Origin of the sequence: Streptomyces misionensis (assembly GCF_900104815.1) — a bacterium.
GTDB classification, from domain to species: domain Bacteria; phylum Actinomycetota; class Actinomycetes; order Streptomycetales; family Streptomycetaceae; genus Streptomyces; species Streptomyces misionensis.
Window position 1 is genome coordinate 6,389,684 of sequence record NZ_FNTD01000004.1, and the last position, 16,865, is coordinate 6,406,548.

13 protein-coding genes are annotated in these 16,865 nt (G+C 75.2%); 8 read left to right on the forward strand and 5 right to left on the reverse strand.

Annotated elements, in window-relative coordinates:
- The first annotated feature begins 13 nt into the window (after positions 1 to 13).
- Both BLW85_RS30545 and BLW85_RS39815 read left to right on the forward strand, forming a co-directional pair.
- A complete protein-coding gene (locus BLW85_RS30545) occupies positions 14 to 2,851 on the forward strand; it encodes a DEAD/DEAH box helicase (RefSeq protein ID WP_074994120.1) in 2,838 nt (945 codons plus the stop codon).
- Positions 2,848 to 5,013, forward strand: coding sequence for an SWIM zinc finger family protein (locus BLW85_RS39815; protein ID WP_208624920.1), 2,166 nt, complete (start codon positions 2,848 to 2,850; stop codon positions 5,011 to 5,013). Before BLW85_RS30545 ends, BLW85_RS39815 begins: the two co-directional genes overlap by 4 nt.
- A 92-nt stretch (positions 5,014 to 5,105) precedes the next feature.
- Here the strand turns inward: BLW85_RS39815 and BLW85_RS30555 are convergent, their stop codons facing one another.
- From BLW85_RS30555 to BLW85_RS30570, 4 genes are all read right to left on the reverse strand, one after another.
- Positions 5,106 to 5,606 (reverse strand): transglycosylase SLT domain-containing protein, encoded by a 501-nt coding sequence (locus BLW85_RS30555; protein ID WP_177329969.1) that lies wholly within the window; start codon positions 5,604 to 5,606, stop codon positions 5,106 to 5,108.
- A gap of 403 nt (positions 5,607 to 6,009) precedes the next feature.
- Positions 6,010 to 6,405 (reverse strand): DUF6234 family protein, encoded by a 396-nt coding sequence (locus tag BLW85_RS30560; protein WP_244174939.1) that lies wholly within the window; start codon positions 6,403 to 6,405, stop codon positions 6,010 to 6,012.
- Positions 6,406 to 6,583: 178 nt separating this feature from the next.
- The gene (locus BLW85_RS40640; protein WP_079172456.1) at positions 6,584 to 7,900 is read right to left on the reverse strand and encodes an MFS transporter; all 1,317 of its coding nucleotides are present in this window, start codon (positions 7,898 to 7,900) and stop codon (positions 6,584 to 6,586) included.
- 351 nt (positions 7,901 to 8,251) lie between these two features.
- Positions 8,252 to 9,625, reverse strand: coding sequence for an MBL fold metallo-hydrolase (locus BLW85_RS30570; RefSeq protein ID WP_074994125.1), 1,374 nt, complete (start codon positions 9,623 to 9,625; stop codon positions 8,252 to 8,254).
- 524 nt (positions 9,626 to 10,149) lie between these two features.
- Between BLW85_RS30570 and BLW85_RS30575 the strand changes: the two genes are divergently transcribed.
- The 6 genes from BLW85_RS30575 to BLW85_RS30600 all read left to right on the forward strand — a co-directional run bounded on the left by BLW85_RS30575 (position 10,150) and on the right by BLW85_RS30600 (position 15,982).
- Positions 10,150 to 10,518 (forward strand): rhodanese-like domain-containing protein, encoded by a 369-nt coding sequence (locus BLW85_RS30575; protein ID WP_107409209.1) that lies wholly within the window; start codon positions 10,150 to 10,152, stop codon positions 10,516 to 10,518.
- Positions 10,515 to 11,258, forward strand: a complete 744-nt coding sequence (locus BLW85_RS30580) for a sulfite exporter TauE/SafE family protein (protein WP_070025652.1) — start codon at positions 10,515 to 10,517, stop codon at positions 11,256 to 11,258. The genes BLW85_RS30575 and BLW85_RS30580 overlap by 4 nt, the downstream gene beginning before the upstream one ends.
- 95 nt (positions 11,259 to 11,353) lie before the next feature.
- Positions 11,354 to 11,929, forward strand: coding sequence for a rhodanese-like domain-containing protein (locus BLW85_RS30585; protein ID WP_070025653.1), 576 nt, complete (start codon positions 11,354 to 11,356; stop codon positions 11,927 to 11,929).
- A 112-nt stretch (positions 11,930 to 12,041) separates the two neighbouring features.
- A complete protein-coding gene (locus tag BLW85_RS30590) occupies positions 12,042 to 12,329 on the forward strand; it encodes a metal-sensitive transcriptional regulator (RefSeq protein ID WP_070025654.1) in 288 nt (95 codons plus the stop codon).
- Positions 12,330 to 12,715: 386 nt separating this feature from the next.
- Positions 12,716 to 13,561, forward strand: a complete 846-nt coding sequence (locus BLW85_RS30595; RefSeq protein WP_107409355.1) for a polysaccharide deacetylase family protein — start codon at positions 12,716 to 12,718, stop codon at positions 13,559 to 13,561.
- Positions 13,562 to 13,666: 105 nt separating this feature from the next.
- Positions 13,667 to 15,982 carry a heavy metal translocating P-type ATPase gene (locus tag BLW85_RS30600; protein ID WP_244174940.1) on the forward strand — a complete coding sequence of 772 codons (2,316 nt, stop codon included), beginning with the start codon at positions 13,667 to 13,669 and terminating at the stop codon, positions 15,980 to 15,982.
- A 21-nt stretch (positions 15,983 to 16,003) separates the two neighbouring features.
- Here BLW85_RS30600 and arsM read toward each other — a convergent pair whose 3' ends face one another.
- Positions 16,004 to 16,780, reverse strand: a complete 777-nt coding sequence (arsM, locus tag BLW85_RS30605; protein ID WP_074994132.1) for an arsenite methyltransferase — start codon at positions 16,778 to 16,780, stop codon at positions 16,004 to 16,006.
- Positions 16,781 to 16,865 lie beyond the last annotated feature (85 nt).

Below are 16,865 nucleotides of genomic sequence, written 5' to 3' on the forward strand. Positions count from 1 at the left end.
GGTGGCGGTACGTATGAGCGGCACGGCTGCGGTGGCCGAGCCCGCCGAGGGTTCCCGGGACACGGTCCCGGCGCGCCTCGCCTGCGTCTACCTGCCCGCGCCCCTCCCGCGCGAGGGCCGCCTCGCCTTCTGGGACCCCGCGGGCGACCCGCTGCCCGCCACGGCCGGCGACTCCGGCGAGCTGACGGTCGTACGTCCCCACGGAGCCGGGGTGCGCCGCAGGCGGGTACCCGCGCTGACCCTCCCGCTCGACCGCGCCCTGCCCCTGCTGGTCCACGCCCGCCGCGACCGCGCCGCCCACCCGGCCACCGCCTGCTGGGGCGCCGCCGCCCTGCACGCACTGCGGCTGGTCGCCCGCGGCCGCCTGCTGCCCGGCCTCACCCCGAGCGGCCACGACGCCTGGCGCGCCGGCCCGCTCGAACCCGACGACATCGCCCATCTGCGCGCCATCGCCGCCGCCCTGCCCCCGGAGGGCCACGCCGTGCCCCTGCCCGGCTCCGGGCCGCTGCGGCTGCCCGAGCCGGAGGCCCTGGTCCGCTCCTTCCTGGACGCGGTCGCCGACACCCTGCCCCGCACCCCGGCGGCCCCGCACGCCGCCGGCCGTCCCTTCGCCGCCCGCGCACCCCAGGCACTGCCGCACGCGCACGAGTGGGCGGCCGAGGTCGCCGCCGGCATGGACGCGGGCGTACGGATCTCGCTGCGCCTCGACCTGTCCGCGTACGACACCTTCGACACCGGCGCGAGCGCGGGCGCCCGCGCCGCCGGAGCGGCGATCGTCCAGGTCCACAGCCTCGCCGACCCCACCCTGGTGGCCGACGCCGCCGCACTGTGGGCGGGCGAGGCCGACGCGGCCTTCGGACCCCGGGCCCGGGTGGACGCGGCCCTCGCCGTGCGCCGCGCCGCCCGGGTGTGGCCGCCCCTGGACCGGCTGGCCGAGCAGGACGTGCCCGACGTACTGGCCCTCTCCGAGGAGGAGCTGGGCGATCTGCTCGGCGTCGCGGCCGGCCGGCTCGGCGCCGCCGGGGTCGCCGTGCACTGGCCCCGGGACCTCGCCCGCGACCTCACCGCCACCGCGGTGGTGCGGCCCGCCCCCGGCTCCGCGACCGACGGCACCGGCTTCTTCGAGAGCGAGGACCTGCTGCGCTTCCGGTGGCAGCTCGCGCTCGGCGGCGACCCGCTGGACGAGGCCGAGATGGACGCCCTCGCCGAGGCGCACCGCCCGGTCGTACGACTCCGCGACCGCTGGGTCCTGGTCGACCCGGCCCTCGTCCGCAAGGCCCGCAAGCGCGAGCTCGGCCTGCTCGACCCGGTCGACGCGCTGTCCGTGGCGCTCACCGGCACCGCCGAGGTCGACGGCGAGACCGTGCCGGCCGTCCCCGCCGGCGCCCTCGCAACCCTGCGCGACCGCCTCACCGCGGGCCTCGCCCCGGCCACGCCGCCCGCCGAGCTGGCCGCCACCCTGCGCGACTACCAGCTGCGCGGCCTGGCCTGGCTCGACCTGATGACCTCCCTCGGCCTCGGCGGCTGCCTCGCCGACGACATGGGCCTCGGCAAGACCGTCACCCTCATCGCGCTGCACCTGAAACGGGCCCGCCCCGAACCCACCCTGGTGGTCTGCCCCGCCTCGCTGCTCGGCAACTGGCAGCGGGAGATCAACCGCTTCGCCCCCGGCGTCCCCGTCCGCCGCTTCCACGGCGCGGACCGCACCCTGGACGGACTCGACGGCGGCTTCGTCCTCACCACCTACGGCACCATGCGCTCCGCCGCCGCCCAACTCGCCGACCGGGCCTGGGGAATGGTCGTCGCCGACGAGGCCCAGCACGTCAAGAACCCCTTCTCGGCCACCGCCAAGGCGCTGCGCACCATCCCGGCCCCCGCGCGCGTGGCGCTCACCGGCACCCCGGTCGAGAACAACCTCTCCGAGCTGTGGGCTCTGCTCGACTGGACCACCCCCGGACTGCTCGGCCCCCTGAAGTCCTTCCGCGCCCGGCACGCCCGCGCGGTGGAGAACGGCGAGGACCCGGAGGCCGTGGACCGGCTCGCCCGCCTGGTCCGCCCCTTTCTGCTGCGCCGCAAGAAGTCCGACCCCGGCATCGTCCCCGAACTGCCGCCCAAGACCGAGACCGACCACCCGGTCCCGCTCACCCGCGAACAGGCCGCGCTGTACGAGGCGGTGGTGCGCGAGTCGATGCTGGCCATCGAGACCGCCGAGGGGATCGCCCGCCGGGGGCTGGTCCTCAAGCTGCTGGGCGCCCTGAAGCAGATCTGCGACCATCCGGCGCTCTACCTCAAGGAGGAGCCGGGCACCGACCGCCTGCACCACCGCTCGGGCAAACTCGCCCTGCTGGACGAGCTGTTGGACACGGTCCTCGCCGAGGACGGCTCCGCGCTGGTCTTCACCCAGTACGTGGGCATGGCCCGCCTCATCACCCGTCATCTGTCCGCCCGCGCGATCCCCGTCGACCTGCTGCACGGCGGCACCCCGGTGCCGGAGCGCGAGCGCATGGTCGACCGCTTCCAGAGCGGCGAGACCCCGGTCCTCGTCCTCTCCCTGAAGGCCGCGGGCACCGGCCTCAACCTCACCCGCGCCGGTCATGTCGTGCACTTCGACCGCTGGTGGAACCCGGCCGTCGAGGAACAGGCCACCGACCGCGCCTACCGGATCGGCCAGACCCAGCCCGTCCAGGTCCACCGCCTGGTCACCGAGGGCACGGTCGAGGACCGCATCGCCGAGATGCTCGCCGCGAAGCGGGCGCTGGCCGACGCCGTCCTCGGCTCCGGCGAGAGTGCCCTCACCGAACTGACCGACCGCGAGCTGTCCGACCTCGTCTCCCTGCGGAGCACCCCATGACCCCCACCGGCGCCCATCCGGCCGACCTCGCCCGCCAGGCCCTCCGCGAGGCGCGGCGACGGGCGCGGACGGGCCCCGACGAGCGGGCCGGCGGGGGCGCGGGGGACCGCCCCGCGCCCGGCGCGGAGCCGTACGAGCCTGACGAGCGGGACCCGGAAAGCCGTGGTGAGGGCCCCGGCGCGGAGCCGAGCCCCGCGGGTGACCCGGCACACGACGGCGGCGCGGGTCCGTGGGACACGGCGGGCCGTGCCGGTGAGCCGGACGGCGACGACCGCGCGGACCTCGGCGACGCCGGTCCCGGTGGCGTGACCGGAACCGAGGAGGCCGTGCGCCCCGGGGACGGCATCCGTCCGGACGGCGCGGGCTCCGGTGCGGTTCCTGCGGCGAGGCCCGCCGATGCCGCACGGGCGGCCCTGCGCGCGGCCACCGACAACGGCATGGAGCGCCCGGAGCCGAGGGACGAGGACCGCGCGCCGGAACCCGGCCCCCGTCCCGCGGCTCCGGGCCCTGCCGCCGGTCCCCGCCCCCGCCCCGGCGACATCGCCCGGGAGGCGCTGCGGGCCGCGCGCCGCGAGGCGTCGCGTGCGGAGGCGGAGGCCGGGTCCGGGCGCGCGGGGCAGCGGGGCGCCCGGCGTCCGCCGGGTGCCGCCGCGGCCCGTACCGCCTCCCCTTCCCCGGCTCCTTCCGACGCCGCCGAGTCCGCCCGGGCCGCCCGCCTCAAGGCCGCGGGCGAGATGCGGCACTTCCTGCGGAACGCCTTCCGGATGCCCCCGGAGGCCGATGCCGCACCGGAGGAGGACGCCCCCGCCGAAGCCGCCCCCGCCGAGCCGGTTCCCGCCCCGCCCGAGCCCGGTGCGCCGGCCGCGGGTGCCGTCCCGCACGTGCCGCCGACCATGGGAACCCCCCACCGGGACGGTGAACTGCGGCGCACCTTCCCGGCGTTCGCGCCCCGGACGGCCGGGGGGGAGGACGCGGCGTTCGCGGCGACATGGTGGGGCAACGCATGGACGGCGGCGCTGGAGCGGGGCGCGCTGGACGCCAAGCGGGTGGCGCGCGGCCGCGGATACGCCGACCAGGGGCACGTGGACGCGATCACCGTGACCCCGGGGCTGGTCCTCGCCTATGTGCGCGGCAGCAGGCCCCGCCCGTACCGGGTCCAGGTGCGGGTGCGCCCGCTGGCGGAGGAGGAGTGGGAGCGCTTCCTGGACGCGGCCGCCGACCGGCCGGGCCATATCGCCGCCCTGCTGGACAAGGAGCTGCCCCAGTCGCTCGCGGACTGCGGTGTCCCGCTGCTGCCCGGCCCGGGCGACCTCGTCCCGCGGTGCAGCTGCCCCGACTCGGGCCACCCCTGCAAGCATGCGGCCGCCCTGTGCTACCAGACGGCGCGGCTGCTCGACGCCGACCCCTTCGTCCTGCTCCTGCTCCGCGGCCGGGGCGAGCGGGAGCTGCTGGACGCGCTGTCCCGGCGCAACGCGGCCCGCGCGGCCCGCGCCGCCCGGGAGCGGCAGCCCGCGTCGCTGCCCGGCATACGGGCGAGCGAGGCCCTGGCCGCGCGGGCGCTTCCGCCGCTGCCGCCGCCCCTGCCGGCGCCGGCGCACCCCGAGCAGCCCCCGGCGTACCCCGCGGCGCCCGGCGGCCCCGATCCGTTCGCGCTGGACCAGCTGGCGACCGACGCCGCCGCCCGTGCGCACGCGCTGCTCGCCACCGGGCGCGATCCGGTCGGCGAGCTGAGCCCCTGGCAGGACGCGGTCCGGCTCGCCGCGGCCCGTCCCGGTTCGGGCCTGACCGTCACCACGCGCGCGCTGTACGCGACGCTGGCGGCGGCGACCGGCCGTACCCCCGGCGATCTCGCGCGGGCCGTCGCCGCCTGGCGGCAGGGCGGGGCGGAGGGGCTGGCCGTGCTGGAGGAGCCGTGGGACCCGCCGGCCGGCCGGTTCGACCGGGCGCGCCCGCTGCTGCTCGCCGCCGACCTGCCCGCGTTCCGGCCCTGGCACAACCGGCTCACGCACCCGCGCGGCCACGTCCAGCTCCGTCTCGGCCGGGACGGCCTGTGGTACGGCTACGAGTCCGAGCCCGGCCAGGACGACTGGTGGCCGCGGGGCACCCCCGACCTCGATCCGGTCGGCGCGCTCACCGGGCTCGGGACGGCGGACGATTCGTGACCGACGTCGCATCCGCGCAAGGACGTCGAAAAGGCCGGTGCCGGCAGCGTGGAGCTGCCGGCACCGGCCTTCGGTGCGGGGGCCGCGACGGATCAGTACGCGGAGTTCACCTTGTCGATCGAACCGTAGCGGTGGGCGGCGTAGTTGGCGGCCGCGGTGATGTTGGCCACCGGGTCGGTGACGCTGTGGGCGGTGCCGGCCACGTGGTAGGTGTTGAACGTCGGGTCGATCACCTGGAGCAGGCCCTTGGACGGGGTGCCCTTCTTGGCGTTGACGTCCCAGTTGTTCTGGGCGTTCGGGTTGCCGCCGGACTCGCGCATGATGTTGCGCTTCAGGCCCTCGTAGCTGCCGGGGATGCCCTTGGCCTTCATGATGGCCAGCGACTGCTTGATCCAGCCGTCGAGGTTGCCGGAACCGGACTTGGCCGCGCTGCCGTTCGAGGCCTTGGCCACGGCGGCGGCGTGCACCTGGGGCATCTCGGCGGCCTGGGCGTTCGTCGGCATCAGGGTCAGTGCCGCGGCCGCGGCGCCGGTGGTGGCGATACCGGTGATGGCGAGGGTGCGCAGGCGGGCGATGCGGGTGCGGATGGCCATGGTCATACGAAAGGAACTCTTTCCCTGGGGGTCATGGTCGTGCCGGCCGCGATGGTCGCGGTGGCGGTGGGGCGTGAGCCCCGCGCTCCGGGTGGACCGGGCGGTTCCGGCGGAGTTCCGCTCGGTCCGGCCCGTTGCTTCCCGGCAACGACAGCAATGGTTAGCCGCGCTCGGCACGGCTGGCAAGGATGTGACGTACTACCCAACTTCGGAGTAATGTCCGAAATAGACCTATATGGAGTCTTCGGTGCAGCTCAGGCCGGTCCCGTGCTACGGCCCCGCTTAGGACGTGATCTGGCTCCTATGGGTGGCGTCACAGGAAAGGGCCCCGAAACGGGCCGAAAACCGCCCGTTCCGAGCGAGGGGGAACCGGCTGCCGGGGCTCGGTGCGCGCCTCGCCGGCTCAGCAGTTCGCGCTGTAGCGGACGCACCCCGGCGGGGTGTGGCTGTGGTCCCACTCCTGCTGCGCCGCCATGAGCGAGCCGCCCGCCAGGAGGGCCACCAGCAGATGCGCGACCACGGTCCAGCGGGCACGGGAGACCGCCGCGAGCACCGCCAGGACGAGAGCGGTGATCAGCAGCACCCGCAGCCGCCCGATGTGCGCGAGGGCGGCCGCGTCGATCTCCGCCCGGTCGCCCTGGGCCGCCCATAGGTCCAGGCCGTAGCCGTAGATCCAGTCCAGGACGAGCCACGCGGTCTCCAGCAGGAACAGCGGGATCGCGAGGGCGAGGTCCGCGCCCGGGCGGGTCCGGCGCGACCAGGGACGCCGGCGCCTCGGCGCCGGAGGGGTGTCGGTCATGGGCGCAGCGTGTCGTGGCCCGGCGGCGCCGCACATGAGTAGCGGTACTCAATAGGGGACCCGGGGGCTGTGGGGTCACTCTGTGCGCACGCTCGCGCTCGGGCGGTGCAGACGGTTCCGATGAGCCCGGCGGAGCCCGACGCGGATGTGCGGTGCACGTCCGGCGCGTCCCACCGTGTCAGTGCCGGGCCGGCCGGACGGCCGGGTGTTCGCTGATCCAGCGGGCGGCGAGCAGGCCGGACCCCGCGGTGAGCACGGCGGCGGCCACCACGGTGGTGTCCAGGCCGAAGGCGTCGGCGAGGACACCGGCCGCCAGGGCACCGGCGGCGTAGCCGATGTCGCGCCAGAAGCGGTAGGCGCCGAGTGCGTTGGCCCGCCAGGCGGGGTGGGCGTGGTCGGAGACCGAGGCGATGAGGGCCGGGTAGACCAGGGCGGTGCCGATGCCGAGCGCCACCGCGGACAGGACGCCCGCGAGCAGGGGGGTGTCCAGCAGGACCAGGGCGAGGACGAAACCGGCGGCCTGGACGAACATGCCGGTGACGACGAGGGGTTTGCGGCCGATCCGGTCGGCGAGCCGCCCGGTGGGTATCTGCCCGAGGCCCCACAGGACCGGGTAGAGGCCCTTGACGAGGCCGACGGCGGCGAGGCCGAGGCCGTGGTCGGTGAAGAGCAGTGGGAAGACGCCCCAGGTGAGGCCGTCGTTGAGGTTGTTGACCAGACCTGCCTGACTCGCCCCGCGCAGGGAGCGGTGCCGCCAGGAGGTGCGGACGAACGTCGCGGCCGCACCGGTGTCCTCGCCGCTGGGCAACGGCTCGGCGTGCCCGGCCAGTTCGAGGGCGACATGTGCGGCGGTGTCGCGTACGGCCAGGGCGAGGGCGAGGCCCGCGACGACGAAGACGACGCCGATCAGCTCGGGGACGGGGCGCAGCCCGTGGCCGGTGGCGAGGTAGCCGGTGAGCAGGGCGGTGACCCCGACGGCGGTGTAACCGGCCGCCTCGTTCAGACCGGTGGCGAGGCCCCGGTGGGCGGGACCGACCAGGTCGATTTTCATGTTGACGGTCATGGACCAGGCCAGGCCCTGGTTGAGGCCGAGCAGCACGTTGGCGGCGACGATCCATCCCCAGGACGGCGCCCATGCGAGGAGGAAGGGGACGGGGACGCCGAGGAGCCAGCCGGCCAGCAGAAGTCGTCTGCGGCGGAAGCGGGCCGTGAGGGCGCCGGCGGCGAGGTTGGTGAGGGCCTTGGTGAGGCCGAAGGCGATGATAAAGGAGAAGACGGACAGGTCGTCGACGAGACCGAAGGTCCGGGTGCCGATGAGCGGGACGGTGGTGCGTTCCAGGCCGACCAGACCGCCCACGCAGACGTTGACGACGACGAGCAGCGTGAACTGCGGCCAGTTCTCCCGCAGTCCGAGCCGGACGGGGGCGGCGGCGCGCCGTGCGCGCGGGTCCCGGCCGGTGGCGGCAGGCGTGAGGGGGTCGTCGGCGAAGCCCACGGTGGTCCTCCGGAAGTGGGTGCGGGGCTGGTGCGGGGGAGGGGCCCGGCGCGCGTGAGTGCCGGGCCGGGTGCCGCACGGCGGGCCGGGGCGCCGCGGGCACCCGCGCTGAGGCCGGTGCCGTCGCGGTGGTGGACGGCACCGGCCTCGGGCGGGCGGTGCGCGGCGGGCTCAGCGGCGGCCGAAGGGCCACCAGGAACGCTTGGGCGCGGGCGGGCAGTCGCACCGCCGTGCTGCCGGCACTCCGGCGAGGACTTGGTCCACGTGGTTCCCGCAGCCCGCGTACGTGGCCTTGCCACACTTCGGACAGGTGACTCGTCGGCACATGGCGGAGTCGGCTCCTCTCCCGGCTCAGGCGGCCGATTCCCAGGCGCCGTAGCCGCCGAGCAGGTCGTAGACCTCGGTGCGGCCACGGTGCCGGATCAGGCTGGCGGCGATGGAGGAGCGGTGGCCGCCGGCGCAGTGGACCACCAGACGGCCCTCGGCGGGGACCTCGTCGAGCCGCTTGGCCAGTTCGGCCAGGGGGATGTGCAGGGCGCCCTCGATGGAGCGGCCGCCGTCGCGTTCGCCGCAGTTGCGCACGTCCAGCACCAGCGGGGGTTCGGGGGAGGCGAGTTCCTCGCGCAGGTCCTCGGCGGTCAGCCGGCCGGCCTGGCGCTTGTGGTCGGAGAGGGCGGCGAAGACCTGTGCGGGATCGGCGGCGTAGCCGCGGACGCGGTCGAAGCCGATGCGCGCGAGGCGGGTGACGGTCTCCTCGGCACGGTCCTCGGGGGCGACGATGAGGATCTCGTCCCGCGGGGTGAGGACGCTGCCCGCCTGTTCGGCGAAGCGGCCGTCGAGCGGGACGTTGACCGAGCCGGCCAGGTGTCCGGCGGCGAAGGCGAACTGGTCGCGGGTGTCGAGGACCACGGCACCGGCGGCGCGCAGCCGGGCGAACTCGGCCGCGTCCAGCGCGGGAGCGCCCTCGACGGTCTGGAACAGGTCGCGGTTGCGGCGGTTGAGGTCGGCGTCGTACGAGAAGTAGCCCGGTGCGGCGGACTGGCCGGCGGTGACGAGGCGGACGAAGGTGTCCTGGTCCATCGGCCGGCAGGCGTAGTTGGTCAGGCGCTGTGTGCCGATGGTCGACTGGAGCTCGGTGGACAGGTTCTTGCCGCAGGCGGAGCCGGCGCCGTGGGCGGGGAAGACGCGGACCTCGTCGGGCAGGGCCATCAGCTTGTGGTGGACGCTGTCGTAGAGCATCGCGCCCAGTTCCTCGGCGGTGACGCCGGCGGAGGCGAGCAGGTCGGGGCGGCCGACGTCGCCGACGAACAGGGCGTCGCCGGTGAGTACCCCGTAGGGGACGGTGTCCTCGGGCTTCTCGAAGACGAGGATGCTGATCGACTCGGGGGTGTGGCCCGGCGTCTCCAGGATCCGGAGGGTGACCTCGCCCAGGGAGATCCGCTCCCCGTCGGCGAGCTTGCGGATCGGGTACTCGGTCACGGCGCGCTGTCCGTAGCCGATCCACGCGCCGGTGCGCTGGGCCAGTTCCAGGTGGCCGGCGAGGAAGTCGGCGTGGAAGTGGGTGTTGATCACCGCCTCGACGGTGAACCCGTGCGCCTCCGCGTCCGCGACGTACTCGTCCACGTCCCGGCGGGGGTCGACGACGACCGCCTTGCCGCTGGTCGGGTCGCCGATGACGTATGCGGCCTGGGACAGGCAGTCGAGGTAGTGCTGCGCGAAGTACATGAGGTGCCTCCTGGCGCGGGTAGTGCGGGGGCTGGAGCCCTGGAATACCCGGCGGGGTATGCGTGAACGATACCCGTGGGGGTATTGATGACAGGCACTGTATACCCACGGGGGTATACGGCGGCAAGTCGGCCGGACCTCGGCGGGCGGGCCCGGTGGTGAGGGCCGGATGGTTCGGGGGTGAGGGTGGCGGGGGGTGTCTCCGGTCGGTCCGGACCGTCGCGCAGTCACCCCTCTGACCTGGCCTTCTCGTGCGCGTGCGGATGTCGCGCCCGCTCGGGCGGGAGCGGGGTGGTGCGGATCGGCCGGGACCGAGGCGGGTGCAGAATACCCCCAGGGGTACTCGTGTTATCGTGCTTATATACCCCCGGGGGTAACCCTGGACCGGTCTCGCAGTCGCCCGCCTCGGGTGGGGCGCGACGGCCGTGGACGACGGCTGCCGCAGTGCCGCCGCGAGGGGCGGCCGTCGTGACCGGCCGAACGCCCCTCCCGTCCGCCCTTCCCTAGTTCCGAGAGGTTGTGTGATGTCCCTCTTCCCCGCCGGCGAGGGCCGGGTCACCGTCGACGAGGCCGCCCGGCACACCCGGGGCGCCGACGCCCCGGCCGTTCTGCTCGATGTGCGTGAGCAGCGCGAGTGGGACGCCGGCCACGCGCCCGGCGCCGTGTACGCGCCGCTGTCCGGCCTGGTGGCCGGGGCGGCGCTGCCGGAGGCGGCACAGGCCCGGCCGCTGGTGGTGATCTGCCGCAGCGGGCAGCGCTCGCAGCAGGCCGCCGAGCTGCTGGCCGCGCGGGGCGCGCCGCGGGTGGTGGACGTCATGGGTGGCATGCGGGCCTGGGCCACCGCCGGCTACCCGGTCGTGGACGGGCACGGGAACAGCGGCTCGATAGCATGACGACCCTGGTTCTCGCGCTCGTCGCCGGTGCCGTCATCGGCCTGGCCCTGGGCGGCCTCGGCGGGGGCGGCAGCGTTCTCGCCGTACCGGCCCTCATCTACCTCCTCGGCTTCACCCCGGCCGAGGCGACGACGGCCAGCCTGGTCATCGTCACCCTCACCTCGGTCACCGCGCTGACCGGGCACGCCCGGGACGGCAACGTCGTCTGGCGGACCGGGCTGCTGTTCGCCGCGGCCGGCATCGTGCCCGCGATGCTCGCCGGTGCCGCCGCCGGGCATCTGCCCCAGGCGGTGCTGACCGTCGCCTTCTCGGTCATCGCCGCGCTCGCCGCCGTGCGCATGCTGCGCCCGGCCCGCACCGGGTCCACCGGCCCGGTGAGCCCGGGCAGGGCGGGGGCCGCGGGCGCCGGTCTGGGCGCCGTGACCGGGTTCCTGGGCGTGGGCGGCGGCTTCCTCGCCGTACCCGCGCTGGTGGGCGTGCTCAAACTGCCCATGCGCCGGGCGGTCGGGACCAGCCTGCTGGTCATCACGGTTAACTCGCTGGCCGCGCTCGGCGCCCGCGCCGGCACCGGGACACACCTGGACTGGGCGGTCATCGCGCCGTTCACCGCGGCGGCCGTCCTCGGCGCCTGGGACGGCAAACGCCTGTCGAAGAAGCTCAAGGGCGGAACGCTGCAACGCGTCTTCGCGTACGTCCTGCTCGCGGTCGCCGTGTTCATGCTCGTCGACGCGCTCCTCTGACCGCCCCGCCGCGTCCGGTCCCCCTCACCGGCACCGCGCGCGGGGCACCCACCCCCCGCTCCGGACAACACCGACACGCAAGGATCACCTCTGCCATGACCATCACCGCCATCGAGCCCCGCCAGGCCAAGAGCCGTCTGCACGAGCTCACCGTCATCGACGTGCGCACCCCCGGCGAGTACGCCGGCGGCCACGTCCCCGGCGCCCTGAACATCCCGCTGGACCAGCTCGACCGCGCGCTGCCCGACATCCGCGGCGCCGCCGAGCGCGGCGAGGTCCTCGTGGTCTGCGCCTCCGGCGCCCGCTCGGAGAAGGCCTGCGCGCAGCTCGCCGCGCAGGGCGTCCGCGCGGCGACCCTCGCGGGCGGCACCGGCGCCTGGGCCGCCCAGGGCAACGAGCTGGACCGCCCCCTGGCCTGCGACGTCAAGACCCCCTGGAGCATGGACCGCCAGGTCCGCCTCACCGCCGGATCGATCGTCCTGCTCGGCCTGGCGCTCGGCGAGTTCGTCCACCCGGCCTTCCGGCTGCTGTCCGCCGGTGTCGCGGGCGGCCTGGTGTTCTCCGCCGTGACCAACACCTGCGGCATGGCCGCCATGCTCGGCAAGCTGCCCTACAACCGGCCCGGCAAGGCCGACCTGGACGCCACGCTGGCCCGCCTGCGCAGCCTCTGACCCCTACGGTGTCCCGTGTGCCCCGGCGCACGGGACACCCGTCGCCGCTGCGAAGCCACCGCCGCGCACGGCGACGACCGTACCCCCCGGGGTATTTTCCGAGGAGTGACACGTGGAACTCGAACTCGACGGCGCGCCCTTGAAGGCCGTGCTGAACCGGCTGCGGCGGGCCCAGGGCCAGATCTCCGGCGTGATCCGGATGATCGAGGAGGGCCGGGACTGCGAGGACGTCGTCACCCAGCTCACCGCCGCCTCACGGGCCCTGGACCGCGCCGGGTTCGCGATCATCGCCACCGGCCTCCAGAAGTGCGTGGTCGAGATCGAGGACGGCCGGCGCGGCGGCGAGGACGCCGAGCAGATGCGCGCACGCCTGGAGAAGCTCTTCCTGTCGCTGGCGTGAGCGCGCCCGGCCGGCCCGGCCTCCGCGCGGTGCGGCTCACCGGGCGTCGCCGGGAGGCCCGGGGCGCACCCTGCGCACCACGACCCGGCCCGCGCCTGAAGGGCCGCGCCTTTCCCGCCGTGCTCGCCACCGCGCCGCTCCTCCTTGGTGGCGAGCCGCCGTCCGACCGGTGGTGACGACGCGGTGGGACCGGCCCCGCACGCCCGGGTGCAACTGCCCGCCAGAACCCCCCGGTTCACGGGTCCGTACCGTGTGCCCGCACCCAACGCGCCGTCATGCGGCGCAGGTCACAGCGTTCTGACTGCGCGGCAGATGCATCCGGCACGCCGTTCTGTGCGTCTTGCCTTGTGCGGGGGACGGACAGGGAACGAGAGGGTCGGAGCATGATGGGGCGCGGTACGAGGCGGGGTGGGGCGGGCTGGGCGGCGGTCGCGGCGGCCGTCGCCACCGTGGTGGGGGCCTCCGTGCTGGGTCCCCTCGCCGGTACCAGCGCGGGCGGCGCGACCGCGAGCCGCCCCGGCGGCCGTACGCCGGTGACCGCCCCGTCCACGGCGCCGGCCCACCCCGGCTCACCGACGCCGATCCCGGGGCAGACCTCCGTGCCCGACCCCGGGCTGCCCGCCCCGGTGGTCAACATGGACATCGCCCACGCCTCGGACAAGGGGCCGCACGCCGTCGACATCACCATCGACGACGGCCCTGATCCGGTGTGGACCCCGCGCGTCCTGAAGGTGCTCAAGGACAACGGGGTCAAGGCCGTGTTCTGCATGATCGGGTCGAAGGCGGCCGAACACCCGGACGTGGTGCGGCAGGTCGTCGCGGCGGGACACCGGCTGTGCGACCACAGCGTCCACCACGACACGACGATGGACCACAAGTCCCACTCCTTCCAGTACACCGAGGTCACCCAGGCGGCACGGATGATCGAACAGGCCTCCGGTGGTGTGAAGCCGCAGTACTACCGGGCGCCGGGCGGTGCCTTCACCCCCTACAGCCGGCAGATAGCCGCCGCGGCGGGGATGCGCCCGCTCGGCTGGAACGTCGACTCGGACGACTACAAGCGCCCCGGCACCCAGGCGATCCTGAACACGGTCGAGCGCGAACTGCCGGGCGGCCCCACCATCCTCTTCCACGACGGCGGCGGTGACCGCTCCGAGACCGTGTCGGCGCTCGCCGCGCTGCTGCCCCGGCTCAAGGCCCAGGGCTACGCCTTCGGGTTCCCCGTGCGCTGAGCCCGAAGGCGCGCTCCTCCCCGGCCGGAGCCGGTCACCGCCGGCGGCGCGGCCGAGGTGCGGGGGAGCGGGGCCGGGCCGACGATGGTCAGCGGGGGTGTGCCCGTGAAGCGTTTCTCCGCGAAGAGGGCGGCGACCGTCCTTGCCGCGCAACTGGAGCCGGCTCTTCTCGTCGTCACCGCGGCGGCCCTGACGGCGGGCGGCTCGGCCTGGCTCGCCGGTGCGGGCGGCCTCGCCGACCTGCTGTGGGGACTGGGCGCCGCGTCCGCCCTGCTGCCGGCGGCCGGCTGGGTCGTGGTCGCGTTGCGGCGCGGCCAGGCGGGCGTGGACCTCATCGCGGTCCTCGCCCTCGTCGGCACCCTGGCCGTGCGCGAGTACCTGGCCGGTGCGCTGATCGCGCTGATGCTGGCCACCGGGCGCACCCTCGAAGCCGCCGCCCAGTGGCGGGCCTCCCACGATGTGCGGGCCCTCGTGGAACGCACTCCGCGCACCGCCCGGCGCCGCACCGGGGCGGGGGTGAGCACCGTGCCGCTCGCCGAGGTGCGCGCCGGTGATCTGCTCGTGGTCGGGCCCGGGGAAGTGGTCCCGGTCGACGGCCGCGTGGAGAGCGCCCTCGCCGTGTTCGACGAGTCGGTGCTCACCGGTGAGCCCCTCCAGGTCGAGCGGGCGAAGGACGAGGCCGTACGCAGCGGGGTGATCAACGCCGGCGGCGCCTTCGAGCTGAGGGCCACCGCCACCGAACAGGACAGCACCTACGCCGAGATCGTCAGGCTGGCCCGGCAGGCGAGCGCGGAGTCCGCGCCGGTGGTCCGTCTGGCCGACCGGTACGCGGCCTGGTTCCTGCCCCTGTCCCTCGCGGTGGCCGGCCTCGCCTGGCTGCTCAGCGGCTCCGCCGTGCGCGCGGTCGCGGTCCTGGTGGTCGCCACCCCGTGCCCGCTGCTGCTGGCCGCGCCGGTCGCGATCGTCTCCGGCCTGTCCCGCGCCTCACGGCTGGGGGTGGTGGTCCGTGGCGGCGGCGCGCTGGAGAACCTCGGCCGGGCCCGCACCCTGCTGCTGGACAAGACCGGCACCCTCACCGGCGGCCGCCCCCGGGTCCTGGACATCGCCGCCGCGCCGGCCTGGAAACCCGCCCAGGTGCTGGGTCTGGCCGCCGCGCTCGACCAGTACTCCCCGCACGTGCTGGCCCACGCCATCGTGGACGCCGCCCGGGAACGCGGCGTGGAGTTGCCCGTGGTGTCGGACGTCACGGAGGATCCCGGCCGGGGGGCCTTCGGCACCGTGGACGGGCAGCGGGCGTCCATCGGCCGGACGGCCGCCGCGGACGAGGTGCCGTCCTGGGCCCGGGCGGTGGACAACCGGGCACTGCTCGACGGGGCGGCCGTCGCCTGGCTGACCGTCGGCGGGCAGGTGGTCGGCGCCGTCCTGCTGCGCGATCCGCCGCGCCCCGACGCCCCCCGGACCCTGCGCCACCTGCGGACGGCGGGCATCGAGCGGATCATGATGCTCACGGGTGACCGTGCCGAGCCCGCGCAGGAGGTCGCCGCCGTCCTCGGGCTCGACGGCGTGCGGGCCGAACTGAGCCCCGCGGACAAGGTGGCCGCGGTCCGCGAGGAACGCGAGCGGGCCGTGACCGTCATGGTCGGCGACGGCGTCAATGACGCGCCCGCGCTCGCCGCGGCGGACATCGGGGTGGCCATGGGTGCCCGCGGTTCCACCGCGTCCTCCGAGGCCGCGGACATCGTCCTGACCACCGACCGCGTCGACCGCCTCGCCGACGCCGTGGCCATCGCCGGGCGCGCGCGGCGTATCGCCGTGCAGAGCGCGCTCGGCGGCATGCTGATGTCGCTCGCCGCCATGGCCGCCGCGGCGGCCGGTCTGCTCCCGCCCGCCGCCGGTGCGCTGCTCCAGGAGGGCATCGACGTGGCGGTCATCCTCAACGCCCTGCGCGCCCTGCGCGTCGGCCAGGGCGCCCGACCGCCCCTCACCCCGGCCGCCGAGGTGCTCATCCACCGGTTCGCGGCCGAACACAACGACCTCCAGGACGTCGTCGAGGCGGTGCGGGCCGCCGCCGACCGCCTCTCCGACAGCTCCGGCGCCCAGGCCCTGGCGGCCGTCGAGGAGACGCACCGGCTGCTGACCGAGCGGCTGCTTCCGCACGAGCGCGCCGAGGAGCACCTGCTCTATCCGAAGCTCGCGCCCACGCTCGGCGGCCCCGAGGCCACCGCCACGATGAGCCGCGCCCACACCGAGATCGAACGCCTGTCCAGGCGTATCGCCACCCATCTGCACCTGGCGCACGCCCACGGCGGTCTGGACCCGGACCAGCTCGACGATCTGCGTTCGTGCCTCTACGGGCTGCACACCGTCCTGCGGCTGCACTTCTCTCAAGAGGAGGAGAACTACTTCTCCCTGGCCCCGTGACCCCGAGGGCGCCGGTCGGGGTCAGCGCAGGGGGGCGGGCCCGTCGGCGGTCACGGGCTTGGTGGCGCGGACGATGGCGGAGTGCATGCCGTCGGCGACCTGGTGGGTCGGCGTGATCTCGATGCCGGTGAACCCGGCGGCCTCCAGTCCGGTTCGGTACTCGGCGAAGGACAGGGCGCCGGCGATGCAGCCGACGTAGTCGCCGCGCTCGGCGCGTCGGGCGGGGGAGAGGGCGTCGTCGGCGACCACGTCGGAGACGCCGATGCGGCCGCCCGGCCTGAGCACGCGGAACGTCTCGGCGAACACGGCGGCCTTGTCGGTGGACAGGTTGATCACACAGTTGGAGATCACGACGTCGACGGTGTTCGCGGGCAGCGGGATCGCCTCGATGGTGCCCTTGAGGAACTCCACGTTGGCGGCGCCGGCCTTGGCCGCGTTGGCGAGGGCCAGTGCGAGCATCTCCTCGGTCATGTCCAGCCCGTACGCCTTGCCGGTGGGGCCGACGCGGCGGGCGGAGAGCAGGACGTCGATGCCGCCGCCGGAGCCGAGGTCCAGGACGCGCTCGCCCTCGCGCAGCTCGGCGACGGCCGTGGGGTTGCCGCAGCCGAGGGAGGCGGCCACCGCGTCGGCGGGCAGCGCGTCGCGGTCGTCGGCGGCGTACAGGGCGGCCCCGAAGTCGTCGCCGACCTCGGCTGGCTGAGGGCCGCAGCAGGCGGCCCCGCCCTCGGTGACCTGTACGGCCGCCGCCGCGTAGCGCAGACGGACGGTTTCGCGCAGATCGCTGGACTGCTCGCTCATGACTGACTCCTGGGTGACGGGCATGACGATGCCCGGGAACAGTTTGCATTGACGTTCGTTGATGCAACCTTGCGCGTTGAATAGA

Coding starts and splice junctions, on each gene's coding strand:
- arsM (WP_074994132.1), bottom strand. CDS start 16,780: ATGAGCGAGCAGTCCAGCGATCTGCGCGAAACCGTCCGTCTGCGCTAC.
- BLW85_RS30570 (WP_074994125.1), bottom strand. CDS start 9,625: ATGTACTTCGCGCAGCACTACCTCGACTGCCTGTCCCAGGCCGCATAC.
- BLW85_RS30580 (WP_070025652.1), top strand. CDS start 10,515: ATGACGACCCTGGTTCTCGCGCTCGTCGCCGGTGCCGTCATCGGCCTG.
- BLW85_RS30595 (WP_107409355.1), top strand. CDS start 12,716: ATGGGGCGCGGTACGAGGCGGGGTGGGGCGGGCTGGGCGGCGGTCGCG.
- BLW85_RS30560 (WP_244174939.1), bottom strand. CDS start 6,405: ATGACCGACACCCCTCCGGCGCCGAGGCGCCGGCGTCCCTGGTCGCGC.
- BLW85_RS30585 (WP_070025653.1), top strand. CDS start 11,354: ATGACCATCACCGCCATCGAGCCCCGCCAGGCCAAGAGCCGTCTGCAC.
- BLW85_RS30555 (WP_177329969.1), bottom strand. CDS start 5,606: ATGGCCATCCGCACCCGCATCGCCCGCCTGCGCACCCTCGCCATCACC.
- BLW85_RS30575 (WP_107409209.1), top strand. CDS start 10,150: ATGTCCCTCTTCCCCGCCGGCGAGGGCCGGGTCACCGTCGACGAGGCC.
- BLW85_RS39815 (WP_208624920.1), top strand. CDS start 2,848: ATGACCCCCACCGGCGCCCATCCGGCCGACCTCGCCCGCCAGGCCCTC.
- BLW85_RS30545 (WP_074994120.1), top strand. CDS start 14: ATGAGCGGCACGGCTGCGGTGGCCGAGCCCGCCGAGGGTTCCCGGGAC.